Raw genomic sequence first — 24,463 nt, 5'->3', positions numbered from 1 at the left:
GGAATGGACTAGCGCCCGTTCCCCTCAGCGAACGTTCATGGCGCCGCGGGGCTGGACGCCCCTGGGATCGTCATTCGTTGATGAGCTTCGATCCGCTCGGTTACCCTACGAAATGCACTTTGCGCAGTCGCGGCGACAACCCATCCTACGCGCTCACGCCGCCCGCTCCCTCGCCCGTCATAATTTCTCCTTTGCACACGCGTTGTGTCTGATAGCAGCGAGACCTATCCTTGATCGGACTGCCTCCCATTGACGCCCGACCGGATGGAGAGCGCATCGATGCCTGACACGAACGACCCCAAACCCGATACCGACAAGCTTGATGCAGCCAAGCCTGAAACCGCCAAGCCGGACGAGGCGCGCGCCGACGGTGGGCTGGCGCGGGCCTACGACAGGATCAAGAGCGCAGAGGAAGACCTGGCGCGGCTAGACCGCCTTGTTTCCGGAATGGAACGGAGCAGCGAAGCCCCGCGGACCTCGCACGCAAGCGCCGCCGCGACGGCAGCCGCCACCTCCGCAAACAAGGCGCCGACGCCGGATGCCAGGGTTCTAAACACCAAGCCTCGCGATCAGGGCCTGAGGGGAGACAGGGCCATGATGCGCGCTCTGGCCATTCTCGTGATGGCGATCGGCCTTCTCGGTGCCGCCGTCGCATCGCAATACAGCGACGAGGCGACATCGATCGGCAAGTCCATCATGGCGCGATGGGCTCCACCCGCGAGCGCACCCCCGCAAGCGACCGCCGCGGAAAATCCGGAGCAGCCGGCGACGGTGCTGCTGGCGGCCGCGGATGAGCCGACCCCAGTGCCGGCGCCGCCGGGGCCCAAGGACACCGAAAGCGCTCCGAAGCCTGCCGCCACGGCGGCCGAGCCGTCATCGTCCGAGCTCGCGCAATCGCTCAAGGCCATCACGAGCGAGCTTGCGAACATCAACGGCAAGCTCGAGCAGTTGAAGAGCCGCAGCGAGCAGACCCTGCGCGACCAGGCCGCCACCATCGAACAGCTCAAGGCCGCGCAGGAGAAGGACGCGGCGGACAATGCGCGCCTCGCCGCGCAGGTCCAGGCGTTGCAAACGCAACTGAGCGCGTCATCGGCGCCATCCGCCTCTGCACCTGCGAAGCCCGTCGCGCGCAGCGTGGTCAACAACGACACGGCTGCGCGTGCCCGGGCGCACCTACCAGACGCCGCGCCACGGCGGCCGAGGCCGCCGCCGCGAGGCCCCTGGATGCCGCCGCGCTATATGGCCGACCCTTATTATTACGGCGATCCGGATTGGTGAGCCCGTTTCGCGAAGGCGCGCGATTTGAAGAGCCTTAGGGTGGGTTAGCCTGCAACGGCGCGAAGCGCTGTCCGCTGGCGTAACCCGCCACTTTGATTTCAGCGGAGGCAGACGTGGTGGGTTACGCTGCGCGAGCTGCGCCTTGCGCAGTCGCGCAGCTAACCCACCCTACGCTCCCCTCAGCGTATCTCGCTCATCGTCACCTTGGCCGCGATCCCCGTCAGCTCGGGCTCTTGCGGCGCAAGCTCCTCATCGGAAGGGCCGACCGAGACTTCAGCCATTCTGCGTTTGACCTGTTCGCAGGTCTTGCGAACGTCTTCGGTGAACAGCGCGCATTCTTCGATACGTTTGAAGATCTTCCGTCCCTCTTCTCGGTAGCCTGCCGCCGTTTCTCGCATGAAGGCGATCGCATCATGAACCTGGGCCGTCAGCGCCTCGCATTTTTGCGCAGCGTCGATCAACTCGGTGCCCATGGCCTCGATCTCTTTTGCAGCGGACTCATAGTCGCGAATGACCGCTTCTGCACTGAGCGCACCGACCCGGGACACCCCCGCGGTGTGCTCGACGTAATCAGGCAGATTAATTGAAGTAATGGAGTTTCCCGACCGGATCGAAGTGATGTCCGCTTCGAGTTGGACCAAGTTCACTCCGTCCCGTCTGTGCAATTGTTCGACACTTGCCATGACTGTCCTCCCAATACGCGCCCAGAACCCCAAGCAGCATTGGGTTTATTACGGGGATAAATGCCGTTCTACCTCTATGTATTCTTGACAGTCTCCACTTTGCCACTTTTACCCAATCGCCAACTCTGCACGCAGAGACGGCGAGCCATCAAACTTCAATTTTTCCGTGCACCTGTTCGAACGCGCGAACCTGACAACGAGTTCGACCGGCACTGTCGTCAACCTCAACGTCCGGCGAACCGCCTGCGCAGCGGAAATCCGCATCGCGCCCGCCATTGGCGGGCACGATTATGTTCCGGGGGCGCGAAGGTCGTCGCCCTCGAAGGCATTCCCGACGGCGGCTGGCGCAGGCTCGCCCGGCTCTGCATCCGCCGCACGTTGGCGGCCGGCACCGCCCGCCGCGAAAATATCATGCACCAGCCCGAGCTTCCCCAGCCCCAGGATGATCAACCCGTTGATGTCCACCTCGTACCAGGCGTGCGAGATGTAGGCGTCGCGCGGAAAGCGGTGATGGTTGTTGTGCAGCCCTTCGCCAAAGGTGAGCAGCGTGGTCACCAGCTCGTTAGTGGTGCCGTCATGGGTCTCGAAGCGACGGTAGCCCCAGCGGCCGTCGCTGTGGCAGACCGAGTTCACTAGCGAGGTCGCCATGGTCATGAGGTAGCTGCGGAACAGGCCGGCGAACAGGATGCAGCCGATCATCGTGCGCGCGCCGCCGAAGGCATAGCCGATGGCGCCCGGAATGATCAGCGCCGAGAGCGCATACCAGTACCAGCGCGTCCTGGTGAAGAACATCGCGATCGGGTCGGCCAGGATGTCCTTGGCGTAGTAGCTGGCATCGGTGGTCTCGCGGTCCCACACCCAGCCGCCTTGCGCATGCGTCATGCCCTTGGCGAAACTGGTATAGGGATGGCCGCCGCCGTCGTAATAGGGGCTGTGCACGTCGCCGGGCCGGTCGGAGTGCAGATGGTGCCGCCGATGGTTGCTCACCCATTTCAGGATCGAGCCCTGCACCGCCATGGTCGCGAGCGCGGCGAAGATCGTCCGCATCACCGGACCGCAGCGGAAGCTGCGGTGCACGAAGTAGCGATGCATGAAGCCGATGCCGATCGTGGACATGATGAACGTGCCGGCGAACACCGAAACCTCGACCCAGCCGATGCCTTGCCAGAAGGCCCAGACCAGCGCCGCGACCGAGCCGCCGACCATGATGGCGAACGAGATGTAGGAATCGCGAAACTTGGCCTCGACCACCGGACCTTCGGTCAGCACGCCCGGCGGCATCTTCGGCTCCGCAAGCTGCTCGGATGCCACGCTCTCAACCACGCTCATTTCAGCCGATCCATTTACACTACACTTTTCTGCAGTGCAGCGTACAACCACTGGTTATCAGAGGCAAGGACCGGAGCGGCCGTAGGAGCACGGGCGGCGCAGCCCCGCCCCTTTCGCTTCTCTGCCGATAGAGAGTGGTGATCATGACGAGCAGGTGCACGTCGTGCCTCTGCTCAGCTCACCCACCCTCATGCGCCGATCAGTTTGGCGTCCGTCGGCCTTCACCACCAATACGGCCAGCGCCATCCCTCATAGCGCACATAGGACGGCACCAAGGGCGGTCCGTAGGGATCGACCCGGTCGTGCTCGGGGCGGTAACGATAGCGTGGCACGATGTTGTAATCCCAAGGCGTCGGCCTCAGCACCGGCGCCGTGATGACGAGCCGCTCTTGCGGCGCGCGAACGACGACGGCTCTCCGCGTCCGGGCTTCGGCGTCCGAGATTGCAAGGCTACTCAGAACCAGGGCGGTTCCGAGCGCGCAGGCGGCAGTCATCTTGGTCATGCGTTAGTCTCCTTCGCTTAAAGAGTGCAAAAGGATGCCAGCCGAGGCAAGCAAATTTCGCGCGAGGTGCGGACATAAGCGCTGTGCGCTTTGGCGCTCCGACCTCTCCCCGTCATTGCGAGGAGCACTTGCGACGAAGCAATCCAGAGTCCTTCCGCGGAGGGAGCCTGGATTGCTTCGCTCCGCTCGCAATGACGGCGAGTATGACGCAAGAGTGGTCTGGATGAGCAGCAGAAGTCCCGGACGTCGGCACCTGCCGCTCACTCACGCGCGCGGCGCAGGGCCTGATCCAGCTTGTGCCTCTGCTTGTCCCAGCGCTCCTGCTCGGCCTCGGCACGCGCCTCGAGCGCGGCCCGCTCGGCTTCGATCGCCCCGGCCTTCGCTTCGTGCTCGCGTCTTGCCTTGTCGAGTGCGGCTTCCGCCGCGGCAACCGCCTTGTCGCGCCGCGCACGCTCCTTGGCGCGAGCGGCCTCCTCCTTGGCACGCGCTGCCTCGCGCCGCCGCTCCTCCTTCTCGAAAGCTGCAGCGGCCTTGCGCGCGGCCGCAGCATCGATCTCGCGGGATGCATTCCGGGCCGTCCTGGCGGGACGCGTCTTCGACGTCGGCTTGCTCTTGGCCTTGCTCTTGGACTTGCGCTTGGGCTTGGCCTCGTCCTCGCCGAGATCTGTCGGCAGCTCAGCGCTCTCGGTGTACGGGCCGTTCGAACCCACCGGACGCCTCAGCACCACGCCCGGCTTCGCCATGGTTGCAGCGACGACATCAGGGTCGTCGGTCTCCCTGGCGACTCCCTGATGGAACAGATTGGAGCTGGCGCCCCAGGCAGCAAGCGCCGCCTTCATCGAGGGCGCGGCGATCGCCTGATCGTAGAAGCCGAGCGAGGTCTGGTAGGTCTTCAGCTTCTTTGGCATGTCGCTCCGATGTCGGCGCAGCCTTCCGCAGGCGATCGTAGCCCGGATGGAGCAAAGCGCAATCCGGGTGGCTCAGCACGCTCGGCCCGGATTAGGCTACGCACCTTCCAGCAACGCGTCATACCCTTGCGCGCTGAACGCCAACAGACAAAAACCGTGCCCGAACGGATCGGCCAGCATCGCGATCCGCCCATAGGGCGCATCGCTCGCCGGCACTTCCAGGATCGCCCCGGCAGCGAGCGCACGCGCGACGGCGGCGTCGACATCGTCGACGACGACGTCGATATGCATCGGCGTCCAGTGCCGCTCATAGCGGCGGCGGTCGCCGCCGGCGCCGATGGTGCCGGCCTGCTTGGTCAACAGATACACCGGCGCGGGCCAGCCGTTGAGCTCGACGAAGTCGGCGCCGAAGCGGCGGCCGACCGAGAGGCCAAAGGCTTCGGTGTAGAACGTCGTGGCTTTCGCCACGTCGGGAACGTCGATGTTGAGGAGAAAGCTCATGAGGGAACTCGTCGCAAGTTGCGAAGCGAGCGTAGCCCGGATGGAGCGCAAGCGTAATCCGGGATGGTGCCGCACCTGACGCCCCCGACCGCGTCCCACGATGTCATCATGCCATTGTTTTGCCCGACGGGTCAACTCTTGTTCGATTTTGCCGAAGTCAGGAAAACCCCGAGCAATTCCATGGGGATGGCTACTGTGCATGGGGTTGTTTTCGCAACACTTGCTTGAGTCGGCCCTCAATTGCGCTTCAGGCTAAGGATATAGGCCGATAGCACCTCGGCCTGCTCCGGCGAGATCACGAGATTCGGCATGGTCTGGTGACTGGTCCGCCAGAACACCTTGAGCGAGAGCGCGGTGGTGCCGTTGCGGTCGGCGATGGATTGGAAGCTCGGTGCCTCCTCGAAGAAGCCGGCCATGTGCGGCTCGATCGCGTGACACGACTGGCACCACGCCTGCGCCAGGCGATGACCTGCGGCGACCGCGCGCGAGCCGGGCCTCGGCGCCCCGGCAGCAGTGTGGACGAGGCTGAACAGGAACAGCACCGACAGCGCGATCAGGACGGCGATGCCGATGGAGATTCGAACATTGTGCGACATCGCTCGACCTCACGGCATTGAATCGTGGAGCAGCTTAGATGTGCACCACGACGCCAGCTTGATCTGCGTCAAGCCAGCTCGCAGCTCGCGTCCTCAGCACGTGACGAGATCGGTGTGGCCGAATCCCTTGGAATAATCGAGCAGCGAGATCACCGTCGGTGTGAGACGGATCAGCCGCACCTCGGATGGCTTCGGCATGGGGAGGCCGATGGCCTTCTGCTCGGGATAGCGCGCCATCAAAAGCGCGATCGCCTTCTCGGCCTCGGCTGGATCGGTCACGGCCACCGCCCGCGCCGCCATGGACAGGCCGGTGATCTCCATCACTTGCGCCGGATCGTCGTCGATCGCCAGCGACACGCGCTCGTCCCGCGAGATGTTCTGCGCCTTCTGGCTGTCGGGGCCGCAGAGGAAGTAGATGGTGAAACCTTCGTTGGCATAGCCGACAGTCGTCACTTGCGGCCAGCCATCGGCGCGAAGCGTCGCGATCCGCATCGTGCGGTGCTGGTCCAGCAAGGTCTGGATTTTTCGTCTGAGTGTGTCGTCCATCGCTGCCTCCGGCGGTCATTCCTGAAGACACGATACGCCCCCCGCGCGCAGTGCCGTTGATGCAGCTCAAACGCGCGCCGGCGACGTTGAAGTCGCCGGCAGGCACCGGTCCGTTATATCGCACCCGTAGGTCACGCTCGGCCCGCGCCGTGCGCAGCTTTTGCTTGCTTTCCCGGTTCGCGCCTCTACGGTCGCGCCGCGAACGAACGCGCGAGACAAGACCCGTCATGACCGACACGATGAAATGCCCGACCTGCAATTCCGAACACGCCTATCAGGACCGCGATCTCTGGGTCTGCCCGGAATGCGGCCATGAATGGAGCGGCGCGGCGGACGCGGCCGCGGACACGGCGCAGGATACGGGCGTGCGCGATGCCAACGGCAATTTGCTCGCCGACGGCGACAGCGTCATCGTGATCAAGGATCTCAAGATCAAGGGCTCGTCCTCGGTCGTCAAGGGCGGCACCAAGGTGCGCAACATCCGCCTGCAGGACGCCAGCGACGGCCACAACATCGCCTGCAAGATCGACGGCATCGGCGCGATGAATCTGAAGTCGGAGTTCGTGAAGAAGGCGTGAGGTCCGCTAGCTTTGCCGCTGCGCCAGGTAGAACCCGCTCAGCACCGTCACGAGGCCTGCCATCTGCAGCATCGTGGGCGGCTCGCCAAGCAGCAACCAGCCCGTGAGCAGCGTCAGCGCGGGCACGCAGGCCGGAAACACCGCGGCGCGGGCGACGCCGAGACGCTGGACCGAGACGGCGTAGAGATAGAGCGCGGCGGGGCCGGCAAGCACGCCCTGCGCCAGCGCCTGGATCGCGTTCTCGGTCATGCCGATCGACGCAATGTGGGCGAGGCCCACCGTGGCGACGTAGACCGGCACCAGCAGCAGCGACAGCACGTTGATCACGAGCGCAGCCGACACGGCCGAGACGCGCCATCGACGCAGCATCGCGCCGAAGCCGGCGAACATGAATCCGGCGAGCACGAAGATGAGATCGCCCTGAATGCCGTCGGCACCGATGTGGCCGATTGATTCCGCACCGATCACGCCGAGGCCTCCGACGATGACGAGCGCGCCAGTCAGGCGCGAGGCGGAGATCCGCTCCTTCAGCACGACCGCCGCGAGCAGGAGGCCGCCGAGCGTGGCGCAAGAGGGCTGGATCACACTGCCATGGCCGAGCGGGACGAACAGGAAGCCGATGTACGAGATCAGCGACATCACGGGACCACCGAGCACCATCAGCACGAGCCCCCTGCCCCAGCCGATGCCGCAGAGATCGGAGAGTCCGGCGCGCAACACCAGGGGCAGGAATGCGATCCCCGACCAGACATAGCGATGCACCAGCAGATCGACCGGCGTGAAGCCGGCCTTGAGGCCGTGCCGCGTGGCGGCAAAGCCGAGCGCCCAGAACAGCGCTGCGGCAAGGCCGCAGACCACGCCGAGCAGTGCCGGCGCGGTATCCTTCTTCTGAGCGTCGGCGCCGCTCGTCCGCTGATCCATGAATCACTCGATATGTCGGCGCGCTGAGCCGCTCAACCCACGCGGCTGCAGGGCTGTCACGCGAGGGCGATGCCGACTACGCGTGTTACAGCCCCTCATCGAAGACCATCCGCCATCCCTTGCGCGTATCCATGTATTCCCGCACTTGCCTGATCCGGTCGCCCACCACCTCGAACACGAAGCAATACTCGTTCTCGTACGGCTTGCCGCCGGGCAGCGTGGCGCGCATCCGCTCCTCCACGATCACGACATCGCCTTCGACATAGACGCCGCGGAACGTGATATCGATGCTCGAAAACAGCCTGTGCATTTCCTTGGCGATGAAGCGGGCGATCTGGTGCGCTCCCACCATGTGATCGGTATGATCGAGCGCGACGGCGGTGGCATTTCCCTTCGGCGCGATCCATTCGGCGTCTTCGGTGAAGAGTGCCGCGATGCGCTCGGGATCGCGTGACGAAAAGGTCTTCCAGGCGTTCAGTACGACGTCTCTCGGGCTGGTCACGATGGGGTCTCCGGCCGTGTTGCGATGAGAACCGCCTTCTAGGCCGCGGTGCGAGCCGCGGCTCGCCGCAATCGGACTCGGTCATCCGGCAGCCCTTCCGCCGCCGACCTCATGCGCTACCATGCGATCATGCTGAGCTTTGATGTCTGCAACGCCGCGCGCCTGCGCCGCGATCCCCGCTATGACGGCCGCTTCTTCACGGCGGTGAAGACCACGGGCATCTATTGCCGGCCGGTCTGTCCGGCCAAGCAACCGCTGGCGCGCAATGTGGTCTATTATCCGACGGCTGCGGCTGCCGAGGCCGCCGGCTTCCGGCCCTGCCTGCGCTGCCGTCCCGAGACCGCTCCTTTCTGCCCGGCCTGGAACGGCACGCGCTCCACGGTGGCCCGGGCCATGAGGCTCATCGATGACGGCGCGCTGGATGAAGGCTCGGTGGTCGATCTCGCGACGCGGCTCGGCATCTCGTCGCGTCACCTGGCGCGCCTGTTCGAGCGCCATGTCGGCGCTACGCCGCAGCAGCTCGCCAAGACACTGCGCGTCCAGCGCGCCAAGCGCCTGCTCGATGCCGGCGATGACAGCATGACCGCTATCGCATTCCAAGCCGGGTTCGGCAGCCTGCGCAGGTTCAACGCCGCCTTCGCCGAACTCTACGGCCGCTCGCCGTCAAGCCTGCGCGCGCGGCGAGCTTAGCGGCCCGCGCCTGTGATCACGTCCGCGGTCTTCACCTTGCGCGGGCTGAGCACCTTCGCCTGGTGGACCGAGGCGATTGCGCTTGGCACTGCGACCTGCTGCTCGACATGTGCGGCACCGAGCACGCGCACCTGCAGCGGGGAAACCGGGAAACCGTTGGCCTCATAGGTCGGCAGCTCGGCGGCGAAAGCCGCGGTACCGCCCGCGATCGTCAGGAAGGCGGCGATCGACAAGGTCTTCTTGTTCATTGGTGATGCTCCGAGGTTTGAGAGTCGGAGCCTATTTAGGCACATTTTGCTGCAGCGCGACATACACCGCTGCATTGCAACATCGCATGCGGTGCATGACGATATGCCTAATGCGTCCAGGGATTTGGGCGAATCACGCCGGCTGCGACGCGGCGCCTCCAGAGGAGCCGCTCAGCCACCAAGCACGTTGCCCCAGCCGTCGAAGAGATAGGTCTTCCAGGCCACGGTTCCATCCGCGCCGGGCCGGCTGGCGCGGCGGTAGTCCTCGGCCTGGTCGGCGGTCCAGGTGATGATCGTGTCGGAGAGACGATCGTGCAGGATGGCGGGCTCGGTGGGGTCGAAGGCGTCCATGGGACGAAGCGAGGGATGCGTCATGGCGCCTCCAACGCACCAGCCGCAACAAAGTTGCGGCAACGTCAAATGGAACCGGGCGTTGCACCTCGGCCACAGTTGCCCCGAAAAGCCCGCACTCCCCGATTTGCGCCATTGCGCCGCCACACCGTGGCCCGAACAATCGACGTGCTGCGTGCCTTTCCGTGCGACTGTTTCGTCAGACTGTTTGCATCATCACTGTTCGGGCAAGATTGTTCGAGCAGACCGTTTGGAGGCAGGGATCATGAACGATCGGCGGTCTCTTCTGGTGGCGGTGTCGTGTCCCTCGGCCGTTCTCGCCGGCTGGCTGGCATTGTCTCTCTCCGCTTATGCGCCTGCGCTCATCGAAAACAGCGCCGCCAATGCGGCCGCCATCTCGCGCGCCAAGGATCGTGCCAAGGATCATGCCAAGGATCTCGGCCGCATCGACCTCGCCGACGTGCCGCGCGCTGCGACCCTTGAGGACCGCTTCGCCTTGACCGCCGACATCGCCGCCACCGTCACTGCGCTGCCCGACCCTCCCGCGCCGGCAGAGGCAACGCCGGAAGAGCCCGCCTCCACCATCAAGCTTGCCTCGGCCGACCCGGCGCTGATCCTGCCGGTGGAAGCCGTGCCCGCGCCGCCTATCTTGCCTGAACCGGAGCCCGTCGTCAGCGAGGTTGCCCCCGCCCCTGTGGCGGAGCCCGTCAAGCTCGCATCCACCGATCCCACCGAGATCGTGACGACGGACACATTGTCGGCCGCGGCGATCGCGAGCGACCCCGTTGCGCCTGCGCGCAAGGCGTCACCGCCTGCCGACAACATCGCCGTGCTCGACGAATGCTTCGTCATGGAGGCCTGCATCGACCGCTACCTCTGGGCGCTCTATCAGCGCACCGCCAAGGAAGACACGATGAAGGTGCAGGAGCGGCGCGCAGTCACCATCAAGCGCAAGGGCAAGACCGTCACGGTGATGCGCAGCTTCACCAAGCTGGTCGATCAGGACTTCACCTGGAAGGATCCGCATGCGGCCGAGCGCGCCGGCATGTCGATGATGGACTACGTCATCGGCGGCATGGACAAGAGCTTCAAGCAGAAGCTGTTCCGCATGATGCTCGCGGCCGAAGCCGCCGGCCTGTCGCCGGGCATCACCAGCGCGTTCCGCGACGACTATCGCCAGTCGATCGCGAGCGGCCTGAAGGCCGCCTCCAACCGCTCCTATCACGGCGGCAGCACGCGCGGCGGCTACGGTCACGGCATGGCGGCAGACATCGTCAGCACGCAAGGCAGCAACAGGGCGCAGCGCTGGGTCTCGACCGAAATCCTGTGGAAGTGGGTCGATGCCAACGGCAAGGCGTACGGCATCGGCCGACCCTATCTCGGCCGCGATCCGCCCCATGTCGGCCCGATCGACGGCCAGGAATATATCTCGAAGCGCGGCACCTCCGATCGCAAGGACGTTGCCGGAGCCAAGCCGAAGAAGACACAAGGCCTTGCGAGCGCCAAGCCGCCGAAGGCCGACGTCGCGCGCGAGCAGAAGGGCCCGGCGACCAAGCCGCAGAAGTCGGCGCAATCGGCCGGCAAGCGCGCGACCTGACGGTTTACGGCTTGCGCTCTGCCGTCGGCAGCGGCACCAGCCGCATCTCGGCCGAGCCGGCGTCCTGCGTGCGCACCAGCACGGCAAAGACCGTGTCGACCGCGCGCCGTACCGCCAACTCCATTGCTTCGCCCTTGGCCAGATGCGCCGCGATCAGCCCGGTGAGGAGATCGCCGGTGCCGTAGGGACGGATCGGCAGGCGCGGCGTCGCAAAGCGCGACAATCGCCCATCAGTGCACAGGATCGTCTCCACCTGGCCCGCCGCCGTGTCAGCGAGGGTGCAGCCGGTGGCGACGACGTCGGTGCCTGCCCCAGCCAGCACCGCGCAGGCCGCGCTGAGGCTCTCGGCGTCGGCAATTGCGACCCCAGAGAGCAGCTCGAGCTCGAACTGGTTCGGCGTCGTCAGGTTCGCCGTCGGCAGCAGCCGGTGGCGGAGCACGTCCAGGATGCCGTCCGCGACATAGACGCGGCCGTCGTCACCGATCACGGGATCGCAGAGATAGACGAGCTTCCCATTGCGCGTGCGCGCCCGCTCGACAAAATCGGCGATGACGGCGGCATTGCCGGGCGAGCCGAGATAGCCGGTGACGACCACCGCGGCCTCGTCGACCAGGCCGCGCTCCTCGACTCCCCTCAGGAGATCGGCGACGAGCTCGGTCTCCAGCACCCGTCCGCGCAGGCTCGGATAGCGCGGATGGTTGGACAGCAGCGTCGTCGGCACCGCAGCGACGTTCGCGCCCTCCGCCTGCATGGCATAGGCGGCCGCGCTGTTGCCGACATGGCCGTGGACCACCTGGCTCTGGATGGAGATGACGAGCATGAAAGAGGTCCGTAGAGTCAAACTTCGGGCGACGCAAGCGCTGCGTCCTGTCGCGGACTCGTCATTCCCGCGTGATATTTGCGGTCGCACGTCAGCCATCCGTCGGCCCGGACACAGCCTCCGCATGACCTCCGTCTTCAACGCCTATACGGCTCTCGCCCTCGCCATCGTGTTCGAGGTCACCGCGTCGGCGTTCCTGCAGCAGTCCGCGCAGTTCACCCGTCCCTGGCCGACGCTGGCGATGGTGCTGTTCTACGTCGCCTCGTTCTACGCGCTCTCGGTGGCGATCCGGGTGATCCCGTTGAGCATCGCCTATGCGATCTGGGGCGGGGTCGGCATCATCCTGACCGCCACCGTCTCCTTCGTGCTGTTCCGTCAGATCCTGGACGCCGCAGCCTTCGTCGGCATCGCGCTGATCGTATCAGGGGTGGTGATCATCAACCTGTTCTCGGAGACCACCGTGCGTTGATGCGCGCGGTGCCGACTCTGAGCAAGAGGTCGCGCCCCACCATCACGCTGCGGACAGCTGATCGAGCTCGGACGGCGCGTAGGCCTTGCCATCCTGGTCGGTGACGACCACCCGCCACCCCTCGCTTGCCCACACTTTCGCCTTCGCTACGATGAGCAACCGGCTCTCGCGGGCGAAACTGTACTTCTCGTTGTCGCGTTCTGCGACCATCTTGTAGGCCAATTCGCATCCCCTTGCGTCGCCCTGCACCCGGCCTTGTCGTGGCAGCGGGCTTTGGCGGCAATTCGCCGGGAGCGTGGCAATTTGGTGCCATCCACGAGGCCTGTGGCCGGCCCCGTGCCGTCGCAACAGAGCCGATCTCGTTGCCTCGGATCGGCGCTAGTGCACGCGGATAATATGCGGGCGGCCGAGATTGATCAGGCCCTGCACCGCCGAAAGGCGGTCATTGAGGGCTGCGATGGTGAGCAGCAGATTGTTGCGACGCTCATCGAGTAGTCCCATTTCTGCGCCCGACAGCTTGGTGCCCGCCCGCTCCTTGTGGATCTCCTCGAGGGATTCGCGCAGTCCGGCAATCAGGCCGGCCAGCTGCTTGGCCTCCTTGGTCATCGACCGCTTCGCGACATTTTGCTGACGGCGCGTCTCCGCTTGGTTCTGTCTCATCGTCATCCTCCGGTGCCCCGCTGCCCCGAGTGGATGCTTACAGCTTTGGATAGACATATTACGATCGATGAAATCTGCCCGCGAAGAACTTTCTTAAATTGTACGCGCACGGAACCGGAGGGCGCGCGCAAGCGGTAAGCCCGGCACGAGGGCCGGGCTTTCGTTGCAGCCAGTGCTAGCTCGGCTGCGCCGCATGCGGCATCGCCGGCAGCACGGCGCGCGCGGCGCTTTCGGCGTCACCTCGCCGGCAGCATGAATGCGTCGAAGAACGAGGCGAGCCCGGCAAAATCGTCGATCGGCAGCACGGTCGCGACATACTGGTCGGGCCGCACCACGACCATGCAGCCGGCCGCCCGATCGATGCCGCGCATCGTGAAAACGTCGTGGCCGCTCTTGAGATCCGGGCAGAACATCTTCTCGTAGTCGTACAAGCCGTAACGGCCTTTGCTCGGGAGCAACATCGGCGGCATTGCCTCGATGGCGAGCTCACGATGGTCCTGCTGAAACACCGCGCGCAGATCGATCACGCTGTCGATGTCAGCTCCAACAGGCGTATATCGACGGATAGGTGACTTCCGGGATTCCGCGAGGAAATTGCACAAGGCACGAATGGCCGAGCCCGACGCTGCCGGGTTCTCATCGGGCGAGAACGCGTAGATGCGGAAGCGGCCATCGGCCCGTGCGGCATGGCCGAGATGCACCGGCTTGGCGTCCGCCAGCCGGATCACCGGCGCGGAATGGAAGCGCGTGCCGATAATGAGGCCCTGCGCGAGGTGCTGATGCGTGGCCGCGCCGGTGAGCATCGACGGCTTGTAATGCGTTGCCGTGCCCGCGGTAAAACGTCCGTGCCGGACGAAATAGTCCTGCGTTTTGGCGGCATCGGCGCCGCCGGCCTTGGCGGCGGAGGCGAGGATATCAGCCCATTCGCGATCGAAATCGATCAGCTCCTTCGCGACTGCCCGGCGCTCGGCCGAATAGGAATGCAACAGGCTTGGCGCGCACTGCCTCCGCAGCACGGCGGCGAGCTTCCAGCCGAGATTGAAGGCATCCTGCATCGACACGTTCATGCCCTGCCCGGCCTTCGGACTGTGGGTGTGGCAGGCATCGCCGGCGATGAAGATGCGCGGCTGGCGCGTCTCGATCTCGCCCTCCAGCACGTCGTCGAACTTGTCGGTGAGGCGCTGGCCGATCTCGTAGACCGACCACCAGGCGATCTCCTTCACCTCGAGCCGATGCGGCTTCAGGACCCGCTGCGCTTTCGCAATCACATCATCGGCGGTGATGTTGCGATTGGCAACGCGTTCGCCGACATCGAGCTTGGCGAGCTCGACATAGATGCGGACCATGTAGCCGCCTTCGCGCGGAATGATCAGCAGGCTGCCGTCCTTGGCCGACTGGATCAGCGACTTGAAGCGGATGTCCGGAAAATCGGTCACGGCCAGCACGTCCATCACGCCCCAGGCGTGGTTGGCGGAATCACCGTGCAGCTCGCGCCCGATCGACTTGCGCACCGTGCTGCGGGCGCCGTCGCAGCCGACGGCGTAGCGGGCCTTGATCGCCTCGACCTTGCCCTCGTTCGCGGCATCGACGCGTTCGAGGCGCACGGTCACGGCATGATCGTCGGCACCGGCGGCCGGATCGACATTCACATCAAGCACGCGCCGGCTGTAATACGGCGCGAGCTTCGCCGGCGACTTGCGCATGACGTCGAGAAAGCAATCATGGACGCGCGCCTGGTTCAGGATGAGGTGCGGGAATTCCGACAGCCCGTCCTCGACGTCCTGCACCCGGCCGCTGCGGACGATCTTCTCCGGCGCCGCTTCATCCGGCTTCCAGAACGTGGTCTCGTTGACCCAACAGGCCTCCTTCAGCACACGCTCGCTGAAGCCATAGGCGTGGAACATCTCCATGGTGCGGCAGGCGATGCCGTCGGCCTGGCCGACGAGGAGGCGGTCCGGCTTCTGCTCGACGATGCACGTCCTGATGTCGGCGAATTGCGCGAGCTGGGCGGCGAGCGTCAGGCCGGCCGGCCCGCAGCCGACGATGAGGACATCGACCTCGCCAGGCACGGCGCCCGCCGCTCCCGATGCCTGAACGCGCGCGGCAGGATCGGCGATTTCAGGGTCGCCCGGCTGAAATCCATTGAGATGGAACTGCATGAGCACCTCTCCCGCCAAATTCTGTTTCTTATTGATCAGTATGCTGACTATCAGTATACTTGTCAATGATCCGCTCTGCTCCGGAGGAGATCTCGGTGAAAGACAACAACGACATGCCCGGACATCTGGCACGCCGCTTCCAGCAGATCTCGGTCGCGGTGTTCCTGGCCGAGGTCGAGGACGCCGGCTTCGATCTCACTCCGGTGCAATACGCCGCGCTTGCAACCATCAAGGCCAATCCGGGGCTCGATCAGGTGACGCTCGCCGGATTGATCGCCTACGATCGCACCACCATCACCGGCGTGATCGATCGCCTCGTCCAGAAGGGCCTCGCGGAGCGGCGCCCCTCCAGCCGCGACCGCCGCGCGCGTGAGCTCGAGATCACCGACGAGGGCCGCCGCACGCTGCGCAAGATCACCCCGGCCGTCGAATCCGCGCAGCGCATCATGCTGCGCGGCCTCAGCGCGAAAGAGGGTGAGGAGCTGATGCGGCTGCTGCGCAAGGCGATCGCCGCCGGCAACGAGCTCAGCCGCGCGCCGCTGCGCGATGCGCAGCTCTGATCTCGGACCATGTCCGTAATTGTCGCAGCGCACGAAACCAGGAACTAACCTTCGGCTGCTAACCTCGGCCGCATTTGGGGCGCTTAACGCGCGATTAACTTTGCGGGGCGGAGTTTCAAATGTTCAGGTTCCTCGTTGTGGCCGCGGCCGTCGCGCTCTCGACCGTTCAGGCGGTCGCAGGGGGCCATGGCGGCGGCGATCCTCCTCCGCCGAAGGTCGAGGCGCCAACGGCTCCCGCGAAGGTGATCCTGACCAAGCAGGGGCCCAAGCTCGTCGATCTCAACGGCATGACGCTCTACTATTATGAGCGCGACACCACGGGAAAGACGTCGAACTGCAACGGCAAGTGCATCGAGAGCTGGGTGCCGCTCGCCGCAACGGCCGACGCCAGGGCCGTCGGCGACTTCACCGTGATCAACCGCAACGACGGCAGCAAGATGTGGGCCTACCGTTATCGCCCGCTCTACACGTCGCCCGCCGACAAGGCGCCGGGCGACGCCAACGGCAACGCCACGACGCTGCAATGGCGGGTCGCCCGGCCTGAGAACTAGAGCGTGACAACGCACCTAAACTCGAACTGACCGGCTCAGACCTCAGCCGCGCCAGCGCCCGCCCGCCGCGGCCTGCGCGCTCTGCCCCGGCGGCAGCACCACGACCATCGAATTGAGCTTCACCCGGTCGTAGAGATCGATGACGTCCTCGTTGCGCATCCGGATGCAGCCGGACGAGATCGCCTGCCCGATATATTCGGGCTGGTTGGTGCCGTGGATGCGATAGAGCGTGTCCTTGTTGCCGACATAGAGATAGATGCCCCGCGCGCCCAGCGGATTGGCGGGACCGCCGGGAACGCGGGCGGGATAGGGACCGAGTCGCGCCTGGATATCCGCGGTCGGGACCCAGTCCGGCCATTCCGCCAAGCGACCGACCCGCGCGACGCCGGAGAACGCCATGGCTTCCTCGCCGACGGCAACGCCGTAGCGGATCGCCTTGCCCTCGGGCAGCACGTAATAGAGGTAGCGCGCGTCGGTATCGACCAGGATCGTGCCCGGCTGCTCCTTGCGGTGGTAATCGACGATGTGACGCAGATATTGCTGGGGCACATTCGCCTTGGCGTAAGGCGCGTGCGCGAGCAACTGACGGTCGCGCGGCGTCATGCTCGCATCCGTCGATGGCGAAAGTGTCGTCTGCATGCAGCCGCCCAGCGGCAGCAGGGCTGCGACGAACAAAACGAGTAGAGATCTTGGCACCGCCGGCCCCCCGATAGCGGAATAACGACGCCCCCGCCGTCACCAGATATTGCCAAAATCGTGCTGAAAACAAGGCGGTGCAGGAACACATGCGCGTGTTCGGCAAATTGGGTTCCATCACCACAAAGGGCGGAAGAGTGTCGCATCATCTCCATCCCCTCGCCTTGCTTTGGTCAAACCCGGCTGGACTCGTGCGACTTGGGGACTGGGTATGGCCTCACCTCGGATCAGCCCCGCGCCAATGCGGATGCCTTAACCTCGAACACTGGGCTTCAAAGGAGCTGCGATGCTCGCGACGCTGAACGCCAAGCAAATCGTCGATGAGATCGTGAAAGACACGGTCAAGGACAACGATCCTCACGACGCGGTCCAGATCTCGCCCGAGATCGTGCGGGCCTCGCGCCCCGCCAGCGTGTCGCCTGCGCTGGCGCCAGAGATCGCGCCGCGTCCGGAGCCCAGGTTTGCCCCGGAACCCAAGTTTGCCCCGCAGCCCAAGGTCACGCCGAAGTTCACTCTGGAGCCGGCGCGCGCGCCCGAGCCAAGCATCAACGTCGTCTACGGAAAATCCACTGCGGCACCGTCGATCGACACCGCTGTCCGCGTCACGTCCAGCGATGGTCCCGTGATGAAGAAGCGGTCCTCGGTCGGCAAGTGGCTGCGCGGGGCGTTCGTCACGTTCCTGCTTGCCGGCGCCAGCGTGGCCGCCAGCATCGCCTGGGAGAAGCACGGCGACACAGCAAAGCAGTTACTGGCCGAATGGACGCCGGTGCTGACCTCGCTGCTCCCGACGACCTCGTTGTTGTCTGCGACACCGCAGCAAAGCGCGCCGGTCGCCGCCGCCCAGGCTGCGCCGCCCGCAGCGGAAGCCACGCCCAACCAAACCGCAGATCAAGCTGCGACGCCGCCCGCGGCTCAGCTAGCTGCGACTGCGCCCGCGGCACCACAGTCGGTCGACGCGGCGCAATCGGTGCAATCGATGACACGCGATCTCGCCGCCATGGCGCAGCAGATCGAGCAGCTCAAGGCCAACATCGCCGAGTTGAAAGCCGGACAGGAGCAGATGGCGCGTGAGATGGCGAGGCCTCCCGCACCGAAGCCGGTCACCGAGGCGAGGCCGCCGGTCGATCCGCGCGCGCGCGCAGCCGCGCTCCCGCCGCAGCCTGCGGCGGCGCCGGTTCGCAAGCCCAAGCCGCCTGTAACGCGGACCTACATGCCGGCCTCTTCGCCCGCACCGCTCGCGCCTCCGCCGCCGCTATCGCAGGCCGCCGCCGCCACGCCGCCGGCTGCGCCGACCACGACGACGCAAGCCGTTGCTGATGACGACGGACCTATCGTGCGTCCGCCGATGCCGCTGCGCTAGAGCATGATCCGAACCCGAAGGGCCGCGTAAGCGCAAAGTGCGCAGCGGTTTTCCGAAACGATCATGCTCAAACAACAACAACCTGAAGCGCGATGACGATTCATCCTGATCGCATCGCGCTTTAGAGCAGCGACGCAGCCTTGCTGTCACGCGCTCACGCACGCTGTCCGAGTCGATGTGAAGCGTTAACTCCGGGCGATTACGGTGAGCGACGTCTCGCTCAAGAGAAAAGGCCGTCGGGATCTATGCCGGCGGCCTTCTCTTGCAGCTGCCGGTTCCCGGAGCCCGGTTCTGCTGCAATTCGATGCCTAATGATCGCGCGGGTATATTTAATAAACTCTTAACGAGCCCGCACGTTGCACATCATTTCTGCGCCATAAGCCCAGAGATTGCGCGCTCTGTTCATTCGATAGATGTCGACTCAGTGGTACCATCCGACATGTGTTGAGACTTGCACTGAAGCTCAGATCGTCACACCGGGGAATTCGGATGCCCTACTATTCTTTCGATCTCGTGGTTGGTGGTGAGTTCAAGAACCAGGGTGGAATCATCCTCGAAGACATCGAGGTTGCCTCCGATCGCGCCGACCAATTGGCTTGCGAGCTGTCGCAGGTAAAGCCCGAACTACAGCAGAAAGGTTGCGCGGTGCGCGTCACCGATCGCGATCACAACGAGGTCTATCGCACGCCGCTCGATCCGGTGCCGGCCTGGCAGCGCTAGGCTAATCCAGCACCGGCGCCTCGAACCAGTTCGTCAGCGACAATCCGCCGTCGACGACGAAGGCTGCGCCGGTGACGTAAGCGGACAGCTTGTTCGACAGCACCGTGAGCGCCATCGGTGCGAGATCCCCGGCCTCACCGAGGCGTCCGAGCGGAATGTGCCGCGCCAGCGCGGGATCGGCGACGAACCCGCCGGCTGCGATCGCGCCGGGGACCAGCGCGTTGACGCGGATGTCGTAGCGTCCGAGCGTCTTGGCCAGCTCCTTCACCAGCATCGCCATGGCGGCCTTTGCCGTCGAGTAATGCGCCAGGTTGCGCGGCGTGCCCGCATGTAGCGAGGTCAGAAACAGGAACGAGCCCGGCCGCTTCGCCGCGATCAGCCGCTTGGCGAGCCCGCGCGCCAGGTGAAAGCCGGCATCGAGATTGACGGCATGCATCTCCTGCCAGGTGTTGCGATCGACTGCGAGCAAGTGATCCGCCTCGCGCCGCGGCGGCGAGGCGCTGTGGACCAAATGCGTGACCTCGCCCAGCGCGGAATGCGCTGATGTCAGCAGCTCATCGCAGGCCTCGAAGCTGGCAAGATTGCCGACCCAGGGCACGGCGAGACCTGGCCTCTCGCTCGCGCCGATCGCGGCACGCACCCGCTCCGCGCTGACATCCGCGAACACGGTGCGGACGCCCTCGCCGACCAGGCCGAGCGCGATCGCGCGGCCGATGCCGTTGCCTGCGCCGGTGACAAGCGCGGTGTCGCGTGTGGGATCGAACGGCGTGCTGAACAGGCTCATATCGCGCTCCGATGCTGGGGAGCGCAGGTTAGCCTACTGGGCCGATCGGCGACAATTGTGTCCCGGTCCCATTGCCGAGCGGCGCGCCGGACGCTAGCCTCTCGATGAAATGGAGGAGGTCCCAGGGATGCGCACCGGTTTTCTGATGACGGGCCTGTTGCTGTTGGCCGCGCCGGCCCTCGCGGGCGATGCGCCGCCGCGATCGACCTATGTGACGATGGTCTTGCAGGCGTTCGCCGCCAAGGTCGAGTGCCCCAACACCGATCTCGCCTATCAGGACCTCGTGCAGAGGGCGCAGCAGATGCACCTGCCCGACGGCACCACCGAGAAGGTGCGCAAGGCGATCGCCTGGCTGCATACCGGCGGCAAGATGGGCGAGAAGCAGGACGATGACCTGATGGCGGAGGTCGCGATCGCGACCCAGGCGACCGACATGGACCAGCGCCGCCTCGGCATGTCCGGCTGGTGCGAAGCCCAGAAGACCAATCTCGCCGGCCTGATCCGCAGCAAGGGTGGCTAGCGCGCCGCCCCGTTAAGCACGCCGCGACGGAACCTCTGCCGCGGCCCAAAATCGTCATAATTTTTCACAGCATGCGGCCTCTTTCCGAATTCGAACAGGAGGTCCTCATGCGGAGTATCCATTTCGTTTTCGCCGGCGCGATTGCAGCCGCCGCGGTGCTGACTGCGCCCGCACTGGCGAGAAATTCCGACGCCCAGAAGGGCGGGGAAAAGTCCACCTCGCCGTCCTGCAGTGCCTATCAGCAGGCGCCGGACGGCTCGTGGGAACCGCTGCCCTGCAAGGAATCGGGCGAGCGCGCGCAGCCGCAGACACAGAACCGCAATTCGTCCCAAGGCGGCGATCGCGGCGAGCGTTGAAGGGGCTCGCGCCTTCGGATGTCAGCTCTGATGCGGGCCGCGCATGATCTTCATGGCGTCCACGATGTGACGCCATTCCCTGGCCTCATCGGCCTCGCCGCGGCCCTCGCAGGCCTGAGCCTGCTCAGCGGCCTTCGCGATCGCAGCAAAGCCGTGCTGTTCGAGCATCTGCCGGGCAAGTGTATGGACCTGGACCTCGGACATCATGGGCGCTCTCCCGTCTGACCAGCCGCGGTGCAACGCTGCCGCGGGTGGTTCACAACGGTCGAGGCGCGGGGCGCGTTCCGTCCAATCGATGTGAGCGGCAAGACAAGGGCGGCCCGCCATGCCCGGCGGACCGCCTTCTCACCCACCCCAAAACGGGAGTCTGCGGGCCGCGTCCCCTACGCGACCGCCACCTTCTTGCCCTCGAAATCGTTGGGCACCTCGATGTCGACCTCGAGGGTCGAGACCTCGTCGCCGCGTTCGAGCCGGACGATGACCTTGGTCGGGTCCAGCGTCACATGTTTGGACACGACAGCGAGAATTTCCTCACGCAGCACACCGAGCAGATCGGGCTGGCCGCGCATTCCACGCTCATGGGCAAGCAGGATCTGCAGCCGTTCGCGCGCGACGGGTGCTGTGGCCTTCTTGCCGCGGAGGAGTCGAAGCAGACCCATGCTCATGCAGCCCTCCGTCGCAGCAGCCGGTCCATAAATCCTCTGCGCTCGGCAGGAACGTGCATTGTCACGTTCTCGCCGCAGAGGCGCTTAGCGGCGTCCATATAGGCTCGTGCCGGCGCTCCATCGGCATTCGACAGAGTCACAGGCGTGCCGACGTTGGAGGCCTTCAACACGTCCTGGCTCTCGGGGATGATGCCGAGCAAGGGCGTGGCAAGGATCTCCAGGATGTCGTCGATGGTCAACATCTCGCCGCGCGCGGCGCGTGAGGGATCGTAGCGAGTGATGAGAATATGCTTCTCGACGCGCTCGCCCTTCTCGGCCCGCACCGTCTTGGAATCGAGCATGCCGATGATGCGGTCGGAATCGCGCACCGAGGAGACTTCCGGATTGGTGACGATCACGGCCTCGTCGGCAAAGCGCATCGCCATGGAAGCGCCGCGCTCGATGCCGGCCGGGCTGTCGCAGATCACCCAGTCGAACCGGCTGCGCAACTCGGCAATGACCTTGCCGACGCCCTCCTCCGTCAGCGCGTCCTTGTCGCGGGTTTGGGACGCCGGCAGCAGCCACAAATTCTCCAGCCGCTTGTCCTTGATCAGCGCCTGCGGGAGTTTGGCGACGCCCTGCACCACGTTGATGAGATCGAACACGACGCGGCGTTCGGCGCCCATCACGAGGTCGAGGTTGCGCAGGCCGACGTCGAAATCGACGACGACCACCTTGTCGCCGCGCTGCGCCAAGGCAGCTCCCAGCGCGGCGGTGGTCGTGGTCTTACCGACCCCGCCCTTGCCTGATGTCACGACCAGTACCTTACTCATCTGAAATGTCTCCTTTGCTGGTCAGTTCAGTGCTGTAATTCGCATGGTATTCCCCTGCAGCCAGGCCTGCGCCGGCTTGCCGCGCAGGGCCTCGTCGATGTCCTCGGCGGTCTGGTAAAATCCGTCGATTGCAAGCAGTTCGGCTTCGATCTTCTGGCAATAGATGCGCGCGCTGGTGTGTCCATTGACGCCCGCCATGGCGCGGCCGCGCAGCGCGCCGTAGACGTGGATGGAGCCGCCGGCGACGACCTCGGCGCCCGAGCCGACCGAGCCGAGAATGGTGACGTCGCCTTCCGGGAAGATCACGGTCTGGCCCGAGCGCACCGGGGTTTCGAGCAGCAGCGACGTCGGCTTGGTCTCGACCTTCACCTCGGCCTTCTTCGACGCGCTCGGCTCGACCACGCAGCTGCGTCCGCCCGACAGCAGCGGCGGCATCGTCGGCGTCAGCCTTCCCTCCTCCACACCCTCGATGCCGAGCACGCGGATGTTGCGGTCCTGCAGGCTGGTGAGCAGATGGCAGATGCCGGCCTGGCTGAGATCGACCGAAGACAGGTCGATCACCACCGGCCGGCCGGCGAAAAAGCCGGGCGAGCGCGCAATCGTGGCGTCGATCTCGTGCAGCCAGTCCTGGACCGGAACCGTCGGCGTGAACACGAAAGCCACATAGGAGCGCCCGCGCAGGCGCACCATCTGACGTTGGACCTTTGCTGCAGCCTCCATGGCGGCCGACTCGTTCCCTGTTATTGAATGGTTAACGATGCGGCCGATATGGTTAATGGCTGGTTAATGTCTCCGCGCAGTTACGTGAGTGGATGCGCGGTCCCGTAGCCTGGATAGAGCCAACGGTCGGCGCGAAAGCGCCGCCCGTTTGTGCAATCCGGGTCTCGCGCATCACCCGGCACTCTCCCGGATTGCGCTGCGCTCCATCCGGGCTACGAAGCTGGGCGCGGCGTAAACACCGCGCCCTCGCCTCTTCCGCTCAGGTCTTGCTGCGCGTCTTGCTGAGCAGATAGTTGTCGTAGAAATTCTCCGCGATCTGCGTATAGAACAGCACCTCCTTCATATACGCGTCGTGGCCCTCCTTGGTCCGCTTGAACAGGTCGCTCTTGGCGGCGAGCTCGTTCAGATGGTCCTGAGTCGCATTGTAGCAGGCCTCCAGCACCGGTTGCGGGAACGCCTTCAGCTCGGTGCCGTTCGCAATCAGCCGCTTTAGCGCACCGGGGTTCACGCTGTCGTATTTCTCGAGCATCCACGCACCGGCCGCCGCGCCCGCCTGGTTGACGATCGCCTGATATTGCTTAGGCAGCGAATTCCATTTCTCGTCGTTGACGATCATGTGCAACATGGCACCGCCTTCCCACCAGCCGGGGAAGTAGTAGTATTTGGCGACCTTGTAGAAGCCGAGCTTCTCGTCGTCATAAGGACCGACGAATTCGACCGCGTCGATCGTGCCCTTCTCCAGCGCCGGATAGATATCGCCTCCCGCGATCTGCTGCGGGACGACCCCGAGCTTTGCCAGCACATGGCCACCCATGCCGGCGATGCGGAATTTCAGGCCCTTGAGGTCGTCGACGGACTTGATCTCCTTGCGGAACCAGCCGCCCATCTGGGTGCCGGAATTGCCGCAGAGGATGGCGTGCGCCTTGAAGGGTTTGAGCGCTTCGTTGGTGAGGTCGGCGCCGCCCCCGAAGTGCCACCATGATTCCTGATGCCGATGGTTCATGCCGAAGGGCGCGCCGGTGGCATAGGCCAGCGCCGGCTCCTTGCCGATGTAAAAATAGAGCGGCGTCTGCGCCATCTCCACTGATGCGGTGCTGACCGCATCGAGCGCCTGCAGGCCGGGCACGAGCTCGCCCGCCGAGAAGGTCTGGATCTGGAATTTGTTGTCGGTGGCCTCGGCGACATATTTCGCGAAGGTCTGCGCCGTGCCGTAGATGGTGTCGAGCGATCTCGGGAAGCTCGACGTCAGGCGCCATTTGATCTCGGGCATGCTCTGCGCGATCGCAGGGGCCGCAACCAGCGTGGTCGCGCCGGCGACCGCACCACCTTGGAGGAATGTACGGCGTTTCATGATGGGTCTCCCTTGAACTCAGCGTCGAA

General features: G+C 65.1%; 33 protein-coding genes. 11 read left to right on the top strand and 22 right to left on the bottom strand.

Features of this window, described 5'->3' with window-relative positions; genetic code table 11:
- Window positions 1-279 precede the first annotated feature (279 nt).
- Window positions 280-1,278 carry a hypothetical protein gene (locus tag I6F21_RS04555; RefSeq protein WP_225140329.1) on the top strand — a complete coding sequence of 333 codons (999 nt, stop codon included), beginning with the start codon at window positions 280-282 and terminating at the stop codon, window positions 1,276-1,278.
- A 179-nt stretch (window positions 1,279-1,457) separates the two neighbouring features.
- Here I6F21_RS04555 and I6F21_RS04550 read toward each other — a convergent pair whose 3' ends face one another.
- The 7 genes from I6F21_RS04550 to I6F21_RS04520 form a co-directional block, all read right to left on the bottom strand.
- Complete coding sequence (locus I6F21_RS04550) at window positions 1,458-1,961, bottom strand: hypothetical protein (protein ID WP_036000202.1); 504 nt, start codon at window positions 1,959-1,961, stop codon at window positions 1,458-1,460.
- 288 nt (window positions 1,962-2,249) lie between these two features.
- Complete coding sequence (locus tag I6F21_RS04545; protein WP_225140328.1) at window positions 2,250-3,290, bottom strand: acyl-CoA desaturase; 1,041 nt, start codon at window positions 3,288-3,290, stop codon at window positions 2,250-2,252.
- Window positions 3,291-3,511: 221 nt separating this feature from the next.
- Window positions 3,512-3,793, bottom strand: a complete 282-nt coding sequence (locus I6F21_RS04540; protein ID WP_225140327.1) for a hypothetical protein — start codon at window positions 3,791-3,793, stop codon at window positions 3,512-3,514.
- Between the two features lie 260 nt (window positions 3,794-4,053).
- Window positions 4,054-4,701 carry a cell envelope biogenesis protein TolA gene (locus I6F21_RS04535; protein WP_225140326.1) on the bottom strand — a complete coding sequence of 216 codons (648 nt, stop codon included), beginning with the start codon at window positions 4,699-4,701 and terminating at the stop codon, window positions 4,054-4,056.
- A gap of 96 nt (window positions 4,702-4,797) precedes the next feature.
- A complete protein-coding gene (locus I6F21_RS04530; protein WP_057029035.1) occupies window positions 4,798-5,202 on the bottom strand; it encodes a VOC family protein in 405 nt (134 codons plus the stop codon).
- A gap of 236 nt (window positions 5,203-5,438) precedes the next feature.
- Window positions 5,439-5,798: a cytochrome c gene (locus I6F21_RS04525; protein ID WP_225140325.1), complete on the bottom strand. Its 360-nt coding sequence runs from the start codon at window positions 5,796-5,798 to the stop codon at window positions 5,439-5,441.
- Between the two features lie 93 nt (window positions 5,799-5,891).
- Window positions 5,892-6,344, bottom strand: coding sequence for a pyridoxamine 5'-phosphate oxidase family protein (locus tag I6F21_RS04520; RefSeq protein ID WP_225140324.1), 453 nt, complete (start codon window positions 6,342-6,344; stop codon window positions 5,892-5,894).
- Window positions 6,345-6,571: 227 nt separating this feature from the next.
- On the opposite strand from I6F21_RS04520, the gene I6F21_RS04515 reads away from it, so the two are divergent.
- Window positions 6,572-6,922: a zinc ribbon domain-containing protein YjdM gene (locus I6F21_RS04515; RefSeq protein ID WP_225140323.1), complete on the top strand. Its 351-nt coding sequence runs from the start codon at window positions 6,572-6,574 to the stop codon at window positions 6,920-6,922.
- A gap of 6 nt (window positions 6,923-6,928) precedes the next feature.
- On the opposite strand, the gene I6F21_RS04510 is transcribed toward I6F21_RS04515, so the two are convergent.
- Window positions 6,929-7,843 (bottom strand): DMT family transporter, encoded by a 915-nt coding sequence (locus tag I6F21_RS04510; protein WP_225140322.1) that lies wholly within the window; start codon window positions 7,841-7,843, stop codon window positions 6,929-6,931.
- 85 nt (window positions 7,844-7,928) lie between these two features.
- Window positions 7,929-8,345 carry a nuclear transport factor 2 family protein gene (locus tag I6F21_RS04505; protein WP_225140321.1) on the bottom strand — a complete coding sequence of 139 codons (417 nt, stop codon included), beginning with the start codon at window positions 8,343-8,345 and terminating at the stop codon, window positions 7,929-7,931.
- Between the two features lie 129 nt (window positions 8,346-8,474).
- Here I6F21_RS04505 and I6F21_RS04500 point away from each other — a divergent pair, with 129 nt between their 5' ends.
- Window positions 8,475-9,035: an Ada metal-binding domain-containing protein gene (locus I6F21_RS04500; protein ID WP_074447944.1), complete on the top strand. Its 561-nt coding sequence runs from the start codon at window positions 8,475-8,477 to the stop codon at window positions 9,033-9,035.
- On the opposite strand, the gene I6F21_RS04495 is transcribed toward I6F21_RS04500, so the two are convergent.
- Window positions 9,032-9,283 carry a hypothetical protein gene (locus I6F21_RS04495; protein ID WP_225140320.1) on the bottom strand — a complete coding sequence of 84 codons (252 nt, stop codon included), beginning with the start codon at window positions 9,281-9,283 and terminating at the stop codon, window positions 9,032-9,034. The two genes, I6F21_RS04500 and I6F21_RS04495, sit on opposite strands and share 4 nt — an antisense overlap.
- A gap of 171 nt (window positions 9,284-9,454) precedes the next feature.
- Window positions 9,455-9,658 carry a hypothetical protein gene (locus I6F21_RS04490; RefSeq protein ID WP_025035973.1) on the bottom strand — a complete coding sequence of 68 codons (204 nt, stop codon included), beginning with the start codon at window positions 9,656-9,658 and terminating at the stop codon, window positions 9,455-9,457.
- A 241-nt stretch (window positions 9,659-9,899) separates the two neighbouring features.
- Between I6F21_RS04490 and I6F21_RS04485 the strand changes: the two genes are divergently transcribed.
- Window positions 9,900-11,231, top strand: coding sequence for a hypothetical protein (locus I6F21_RS04485; protein ID WP_225146709.1), 1,332 nt, complete (start codon window positions 9,900-9,902; stop codon window positions 11,229-11,231).
- A 4-nt stretch (window positions 11,232-11,235) separates the two neighbouring features.
- Here the strand turns inward: I6F21_RS04485 and pdxY are convergent, their stop codons facing one another.
- Window positions 11,236-12,051 carry a pyridoxal kinase gene (pdxY, locus tag I6F21_RS04480; protein ID WP_225140318.1) on the bottom strand — a complete coding sequence of 272 codons (816 nt, stop codon included), beginning with the start codon at window positions 12,049-12,051 and terminating at the stop codon, window positions 11,236-11,238.
- A 124-nt stretch (window positions 12,052-12,175) separates the two neighbouring features.
- On the opposite strand from pdxY, the gene I6F21_RS04475 reads away from it, so the two are divergent.
- Window positions 12,176-12,520 carry a multidrug efflux SMR transporter gene (locus I6F21_RS04475; protein ID WP_036000232.1) on the top strand — a complete coding sequence of 115 codons (345 nt, stop codon included), beginning with the start codon at window positions 12,176-12,178 and terminating at the stop codon, window positions 12,518-12,520.
- 42 nt (window positions 12,521-12,562) lie between these two features.
- On the opposite strand, the gene I6F21_RS04470 is transcribed toward I6F21_RS04475, so the two are convergent.
- The 3 genes from I6F21_RS04470 to I6F21_RS04460 form a co-directional block, all read right to left on the bottom strand.
- Complete coding sequence (locus I6F21_RS04470; protein WP_036000235.1) at window positions 12,563-12,769, bottom strand: hypothetical protein; 207 nt, start codon at window positions 12,767-12,769, stop codon at window positions 12,563-12,565.
- Window positions 12,770-12,898: 129 nt separating this feature from the next.
- Window positions 12,899-13,180, bottom strand: a complete 282-nt coding sequence (locus I6F21_RS04465; protein WP_036000293.1) for a hypothetical protein — start codon at window positions 13,178-13,180, stop codon at window positions 12,899-12,901.
- Between the two features lie 236 nt (window positions 13,181-13,416).
- A complete protein-coding gene (locus I6F21_RS04460; protein WP_225140316.1) occupies window positions 13,417-15,339 on the bottom strand; it encodes an FAD-binding monooxygenase in 1,923 nt (640 codons plus the stop codon).
- A 95-nt stretch (window positions 15,340-15,434) separates the two neighbouring features.
- Here I6F21_RS04460 and I6F21_RS04455 point away from each other — a divergent pair, with 95 nt between their 5' ends.
- Window positions 15,435-15,899: a MarR family transcriptional regulator gene (locus tag I6F21_RS04455; protein WP_036000241.1), complete on the top strand. Its 465-nt coding sequence runs from the start codon at window positions 15,435-15,437 to the stop codon at window positions 15,897-15,899.
- A gap of 119 nt (window positions 15,900-16,018) precedes the next feature.
- A complete protein-coding gene (locus I6F21_RS04450) occupies window positions 16,019-16,450 on the top strand; it encodes a hypothetical protein (RefSeq protein ID WP_036000243.1) in 432 nt (143 codons plus the stop codon).
- Between the two features lie 42 nt (window positions 16,451-16,492).
- On the opposite strand, the gene I6F21_RS04445 is transcribed toward I6F21_RS04450, so the two are convergent.
- The gene (locus I6F21_RS04445; protein ID WP_167361659.1) at window positions 16,493-17,089 is read right to left on the bottom strand and encodes a L,D-transpeptidase; all 597 of its coding nucleotides are present in this window, start codon (window positions 17,087-17,089) and stop codon (window positions 16,493-16,495) included.
- 343 nt (window positions 17,090-17,432) lie between these two features.
- Here I6F21_RS04445 and I6F21_RS04440 point away from each other — a divergent pair, with 343 nt between their 5' ends.
- A complete protein-coding gene (locus I6F21_RS04440; protein ID WP_225182813.1) occupies window positions 17,433-18,506 on the top strand; it encodes a hypothetical protein in 1,074 nt (357 codons plus the stop codon).
- A 489-nt stretch (window positions 18,507-18,995) separates the two neighbouring features.
- Window positions 18,996-19,226 (top strand): hypothetical protein, encoded by a 231-nt coding sequence (locus I6F21_RS04435; RefSeq protein ID WP_057029028.1) that lies wholly within the window; start codon window positions 18,996-18,998, stop codon window positions 19,224-19,226.
- Window position 19,227: 1 nt separating this feature from the next.
- Here I6F21_RS04435 and I6F21_RS04430 read toward each other — a convergent pair whose 3' ends face one another.
- Window positions 19,228-20,010, bottom strand: coding sequence for an SDR family oxidoreductase (locus I6F21_RS04430; protein ID WP_225140314.1), 783 nt, complete (start codon window positions 20,008-20,010; stop codon window positions 19,228-19,230).
- A gap of 127 nt (window positions 20,011-20,137) precedes the next feature.
- On the opposite strand from I6F21_RS04430, the gene I6F21_RS04425 reads away from it, so the two are divergent.
- Together I6F21_RS04425 and I6F21_RS04420 are read left to right on the top strand one after the other, a co-directional pair.
- Window positions 20,138-20,530 carry a hypothetical protein gene (locus I6F21_RS04425; protein WP_036000295.1) on the top strand — a complete coding sequence of 131 codons (393 nt, stop codon included), beginning with the start codon at window positions 20,138-20,140 and terminating at the stop codon, window positions 20,528-20,530.
- Between the two features lie 107 nt (window positions 20,531-20,637).
- The gene (locus I6F21_RS04420; RefSeq protein WP_057029327.1) at window positions 20,638-20,886 is read left to right on the top strand and encodes a hypothetical protein; all 249 of its coding nucleotides are present in this window, start codon (window positions 20,638-20,640) and stop codon (window positions 20,884-20,886) included.
- A 21-nt stretch (window positions 20,887-20,907) separates the two neighbouring features.
- On the opposite strand, the gene I6F21_RS04415 is transcribed toward I6F21_RS04420, so the two are convergent.
- From I6F21_RS04415 to I6F21_RS04395, 5 genes are all read right to left on the bottom strand, one after another.
- Window positions 20,908-21,093, bottom strand: coding sequence for a hypothetical protein (locus I6F21_RS04415; RefSeq protein WP_036000257.1), 186 nt, complete (start codon window positions 21,091-21,093; stop codon window positions 20,908-20,910).
- A gap of 176 nt (window positions 21,094-21,269) precedes the next feature.
- The gene (gene minE / locus I6F21_RS04410) at window positions 21,270-21,551 is read right to left on the bottom strand and encodes a cell division topological specificity factor MinE (protein WP_036033781.1); all 282 of its coding nucleotides are present in this window, start codon (window positions 21,549-21,551) and stop codon (window positions 21,270-21,272) included.
- Complete coding sequence (gene minD / locus I6F21_RS04405) at window positions 21,548-22,363, bottom strand: septum site-determining protein MinD (RefSeq protein WP_036022837.1); 816 nt, start codon at window positions 22,361-22,363, stop codon at window positions 21,548-21,550. The genes minE and minD overlap by 4 nt, the downstream gene beginning before the upstream one ends.
- A 21-nt stretch (window positions 22,364-22,384) precedes the next feature.
- A complete protein-coding gene (gene minC, locus I6F21_RS04400; RefSeq protein WP_225140313.1) occupies window positions 22,385-23,083 on the bottom strand; it encodes a septum site-determining protein MinC in 699 nt (232 codons plus the stop codon).
- 259 nt (window positions 23,084-23,342) lie between these two features.
- Window positions 23,343-24,434, bottom strand: coding sequence for a substrate-binding domain-containing protein (locus tag I6F21_RS04395; protein WP_225140312.1), 1,092 nt, complete (start codon window positions 24,432-24,434; stop codon window positions 23,343-23,345).
- Window positions 24,435-24,463 lie beyond the last annotated feature (29 nt).

The sequence above is a fragment of the Bradyrhizobium sp. NBAIM03 genome, assembly GCF_020194055.1.
Lineage (GTDB): Bacteria > Pseudomonadota > Alphaproteobacteria > Rhizobiales > Xanthobacteraceae > Bradyrhizobium > Bradyrhizobium yuanmingense.
The sequence above is the reverse complement of the archived record's forward strand: the minus strand, read 5'-3'. Positions and strand labels throughout refer to the sequence as shown.

Coding starts and splice junctions, on each gene's coding strand:
- I6F21_RS04555 (WP_225140329.1), top strand. CDS start 280: ATGCCTGACACGAACGACCCCAAACCCGATACCGACAAGCTTGATGCA.
- I6F21_RS04550 (WP_036000202.1), bottom strand. CDS start 1,961: ATGGCAAGTGTCGAACAATTGCACAGACGGGACGGAGTGAACTTGGTC.
- I6F21_RS04545 (WP_225140328.1), bottom strand. CDS start 3,290: ATGAGCGTGGTTGAGAGCGTGGCATCCGAGCAGCTTGCGGAGCCGAAG.
- I6F21_RS04540 (WP_225140327.1), bottom strand. CDS start 3,793: ATGACCAAGATGACTGCCGCCTGCGCGCTCGGAACCGCCCTGGTTCTG.
- I6F21_RS04535 (WP_225140326.1), bottom strand. CDS start 4,701: ATGCCAAAGAAGCTGAAGACCTACCAGACCTCGCTCGGCTTCTACGAT.
- I6F21_RS04530 (WP_057029035.1), bottom strand. CDS start 5,202: ATGAGCTTTCTCCTCAACATCGACGTTCCCGACGTGGCGAAAGCCACG.
- I6F21_RS04525 (WP_225140325.1), bottom strand. CDS start 5,798: ATGTCGCACAATGTTCGAATCTCCATCGGCATCGCCGTCCTGATCGCG.
- I6F21_RS04520 (WP_225140324.1), bottom strand. CDS start 6,344: ATGGACGACACACTCAGACGAAAAATCCAGACCTTGCTGGACCAGCAC.
- I6F21_RS04515 (WP_225140323.1), top strand. CDS start 6,572: ATGACCGACACGATGAAATGCCCGACCTGCAATTCCGAACACGCCTAT.
- I6F21_RS04510 (WP_225140322.1), bottom strand. CDS start 7,843: ATGGATCAGCGGACGAGCGGCGCCGACGCTCAGAAGAAGGATACCGCG.
- I6F21_RS04500 (WP_074447944.1), top strand. CDS start 8,475: ATGCTGAGCTTTGATGTCTGCAACGCCGCGCGCCTGCGCCGCGATCCC.
- I6F21_RS04495 (WP_225140320.1), bottom strand. CDS start 9,283: ATGAACAAGAAGACCTTGTCGATCGCCGCCTTCCTGACGATCGCGGGC.
- I6F21_RS04490 (WP_025035973.1), bottom strand. CDS start 9,658: ATGACGCATCCCTCGCTTCGTCCCATGGACGCCTTCGACCCCACCGAG.
- I6F21_RS04485 (WP_225146709.1), top strand. CDS start 9,900: ATGAACGATCGGCGGTCTCTTCTGGTGGCGGTGTCGTGTCCCTCGGCC.
- pdxY (WP_225140318.1), bottom strand. CDS start 12,051: ATGCTCGTCATCTCCATCCAGAGCCAGGTGGTCCACGGCCATGTCGGC.
- I6F21_RS04475 (WP_036000232.1), top strand. CDS start 12,176: ATGACCTCCGTCTTCAACGCCTATACGGCTCTCGCCCTCGCCATCGTG.
- I6F21_RS04465 (WP_036000293.1), bottom strand. CDS start 13,180: ATGAGACAGAACCAAGCGGAGACGCGCCGTCAGCAAAATGTCGCGAAG.
- I6F21_RS04460 (WP_225140316.1), bottom strand. CDS start 15,339: ATGCAGTTCCATCTCAATGGATTTCAGCCGGGCGACCCTGAAATCGCC.
- I6F21_RS04450 (WP_036000243.1), top strand. CDS start 16,019: ATGTTCAGGTTCCTCGTTGTGGCCGCGGCCGTCGCGCTCTCGACCGTT.
- I6F21_RS04445 (WP_167361659.1), bottom strand. CDS start 17,089: ATGCAGACGACACTTTCGCCATCGACGGATGCGAGCATGACGCCGCGC.
- I6F21_RS04440 (WP_225182813.1), top strand. CDS start 17,433: ATGCTCGCGACGCTGAACGCCAAGCAAATCGTCGATGAGATCGTGAAA.
- I6F21_RS04435 (WP_057029028.1), top strand. CDS start 18,996: ATGCCCTACTATTCTTTCGATCTCGTGGTTGGTGGTGAGTTCAAGAAC.
- I6F21_RS04430 (WP_225140314.1), bottom strand. CDS start 20,010: ATGAGCCTGTTCAGCACGCCGTTCGATCCCACACGCGACACCGCGCTT.
- I6F21_RS04425 (WP_036000295.1), top strand. CDS start 20,138: ATGCGCACCGGTTTTCTGATGACGGGCCTGTTGCTGTTGGCCGCGCCG.
- I6F21_RS04420 (WP_057029327.1), top strand. CDS start 20,638: ATGCGGAGTATCCATTTCGTTTTCGCCGGCGCGATTGCAGCCGCCGCG.
- I6F21_RS04415 (WP_036000257.1), bottom strand. CDS start 21,093: ATGATGTCCGAGGTCCAGGTCCATACACTTGCCCGGCAGATGCTCGAA.
- minE (WP_036033781.1), bottom strand. CDS start 21,551: ATGAGCATGGGTCTGCTTCGACTCCTCCGCGGCAAGAAGGCCACAGCA.
- minD (WP_036022837.1), bottom strand. CDS start 22,363: ATGAGTAAGGTACTGGTCGTGACATCAGGCAAGGGCGGGGTCGGTAAG.
- minC (WP_225140313.1), bottom strand. CDS start 23,083: ATGGAGGCTGCAGCAAAGGTCCAACGTCAGATGGTGCGCCTGCGCGGG.
- I6F21_RS04395 (WP_225140312.1), bottom strand. CDS start 24,434: ATGAAACGCCGTACATTCCTCCAAGGTGGTGCGGTCGCCGGCGCGACC.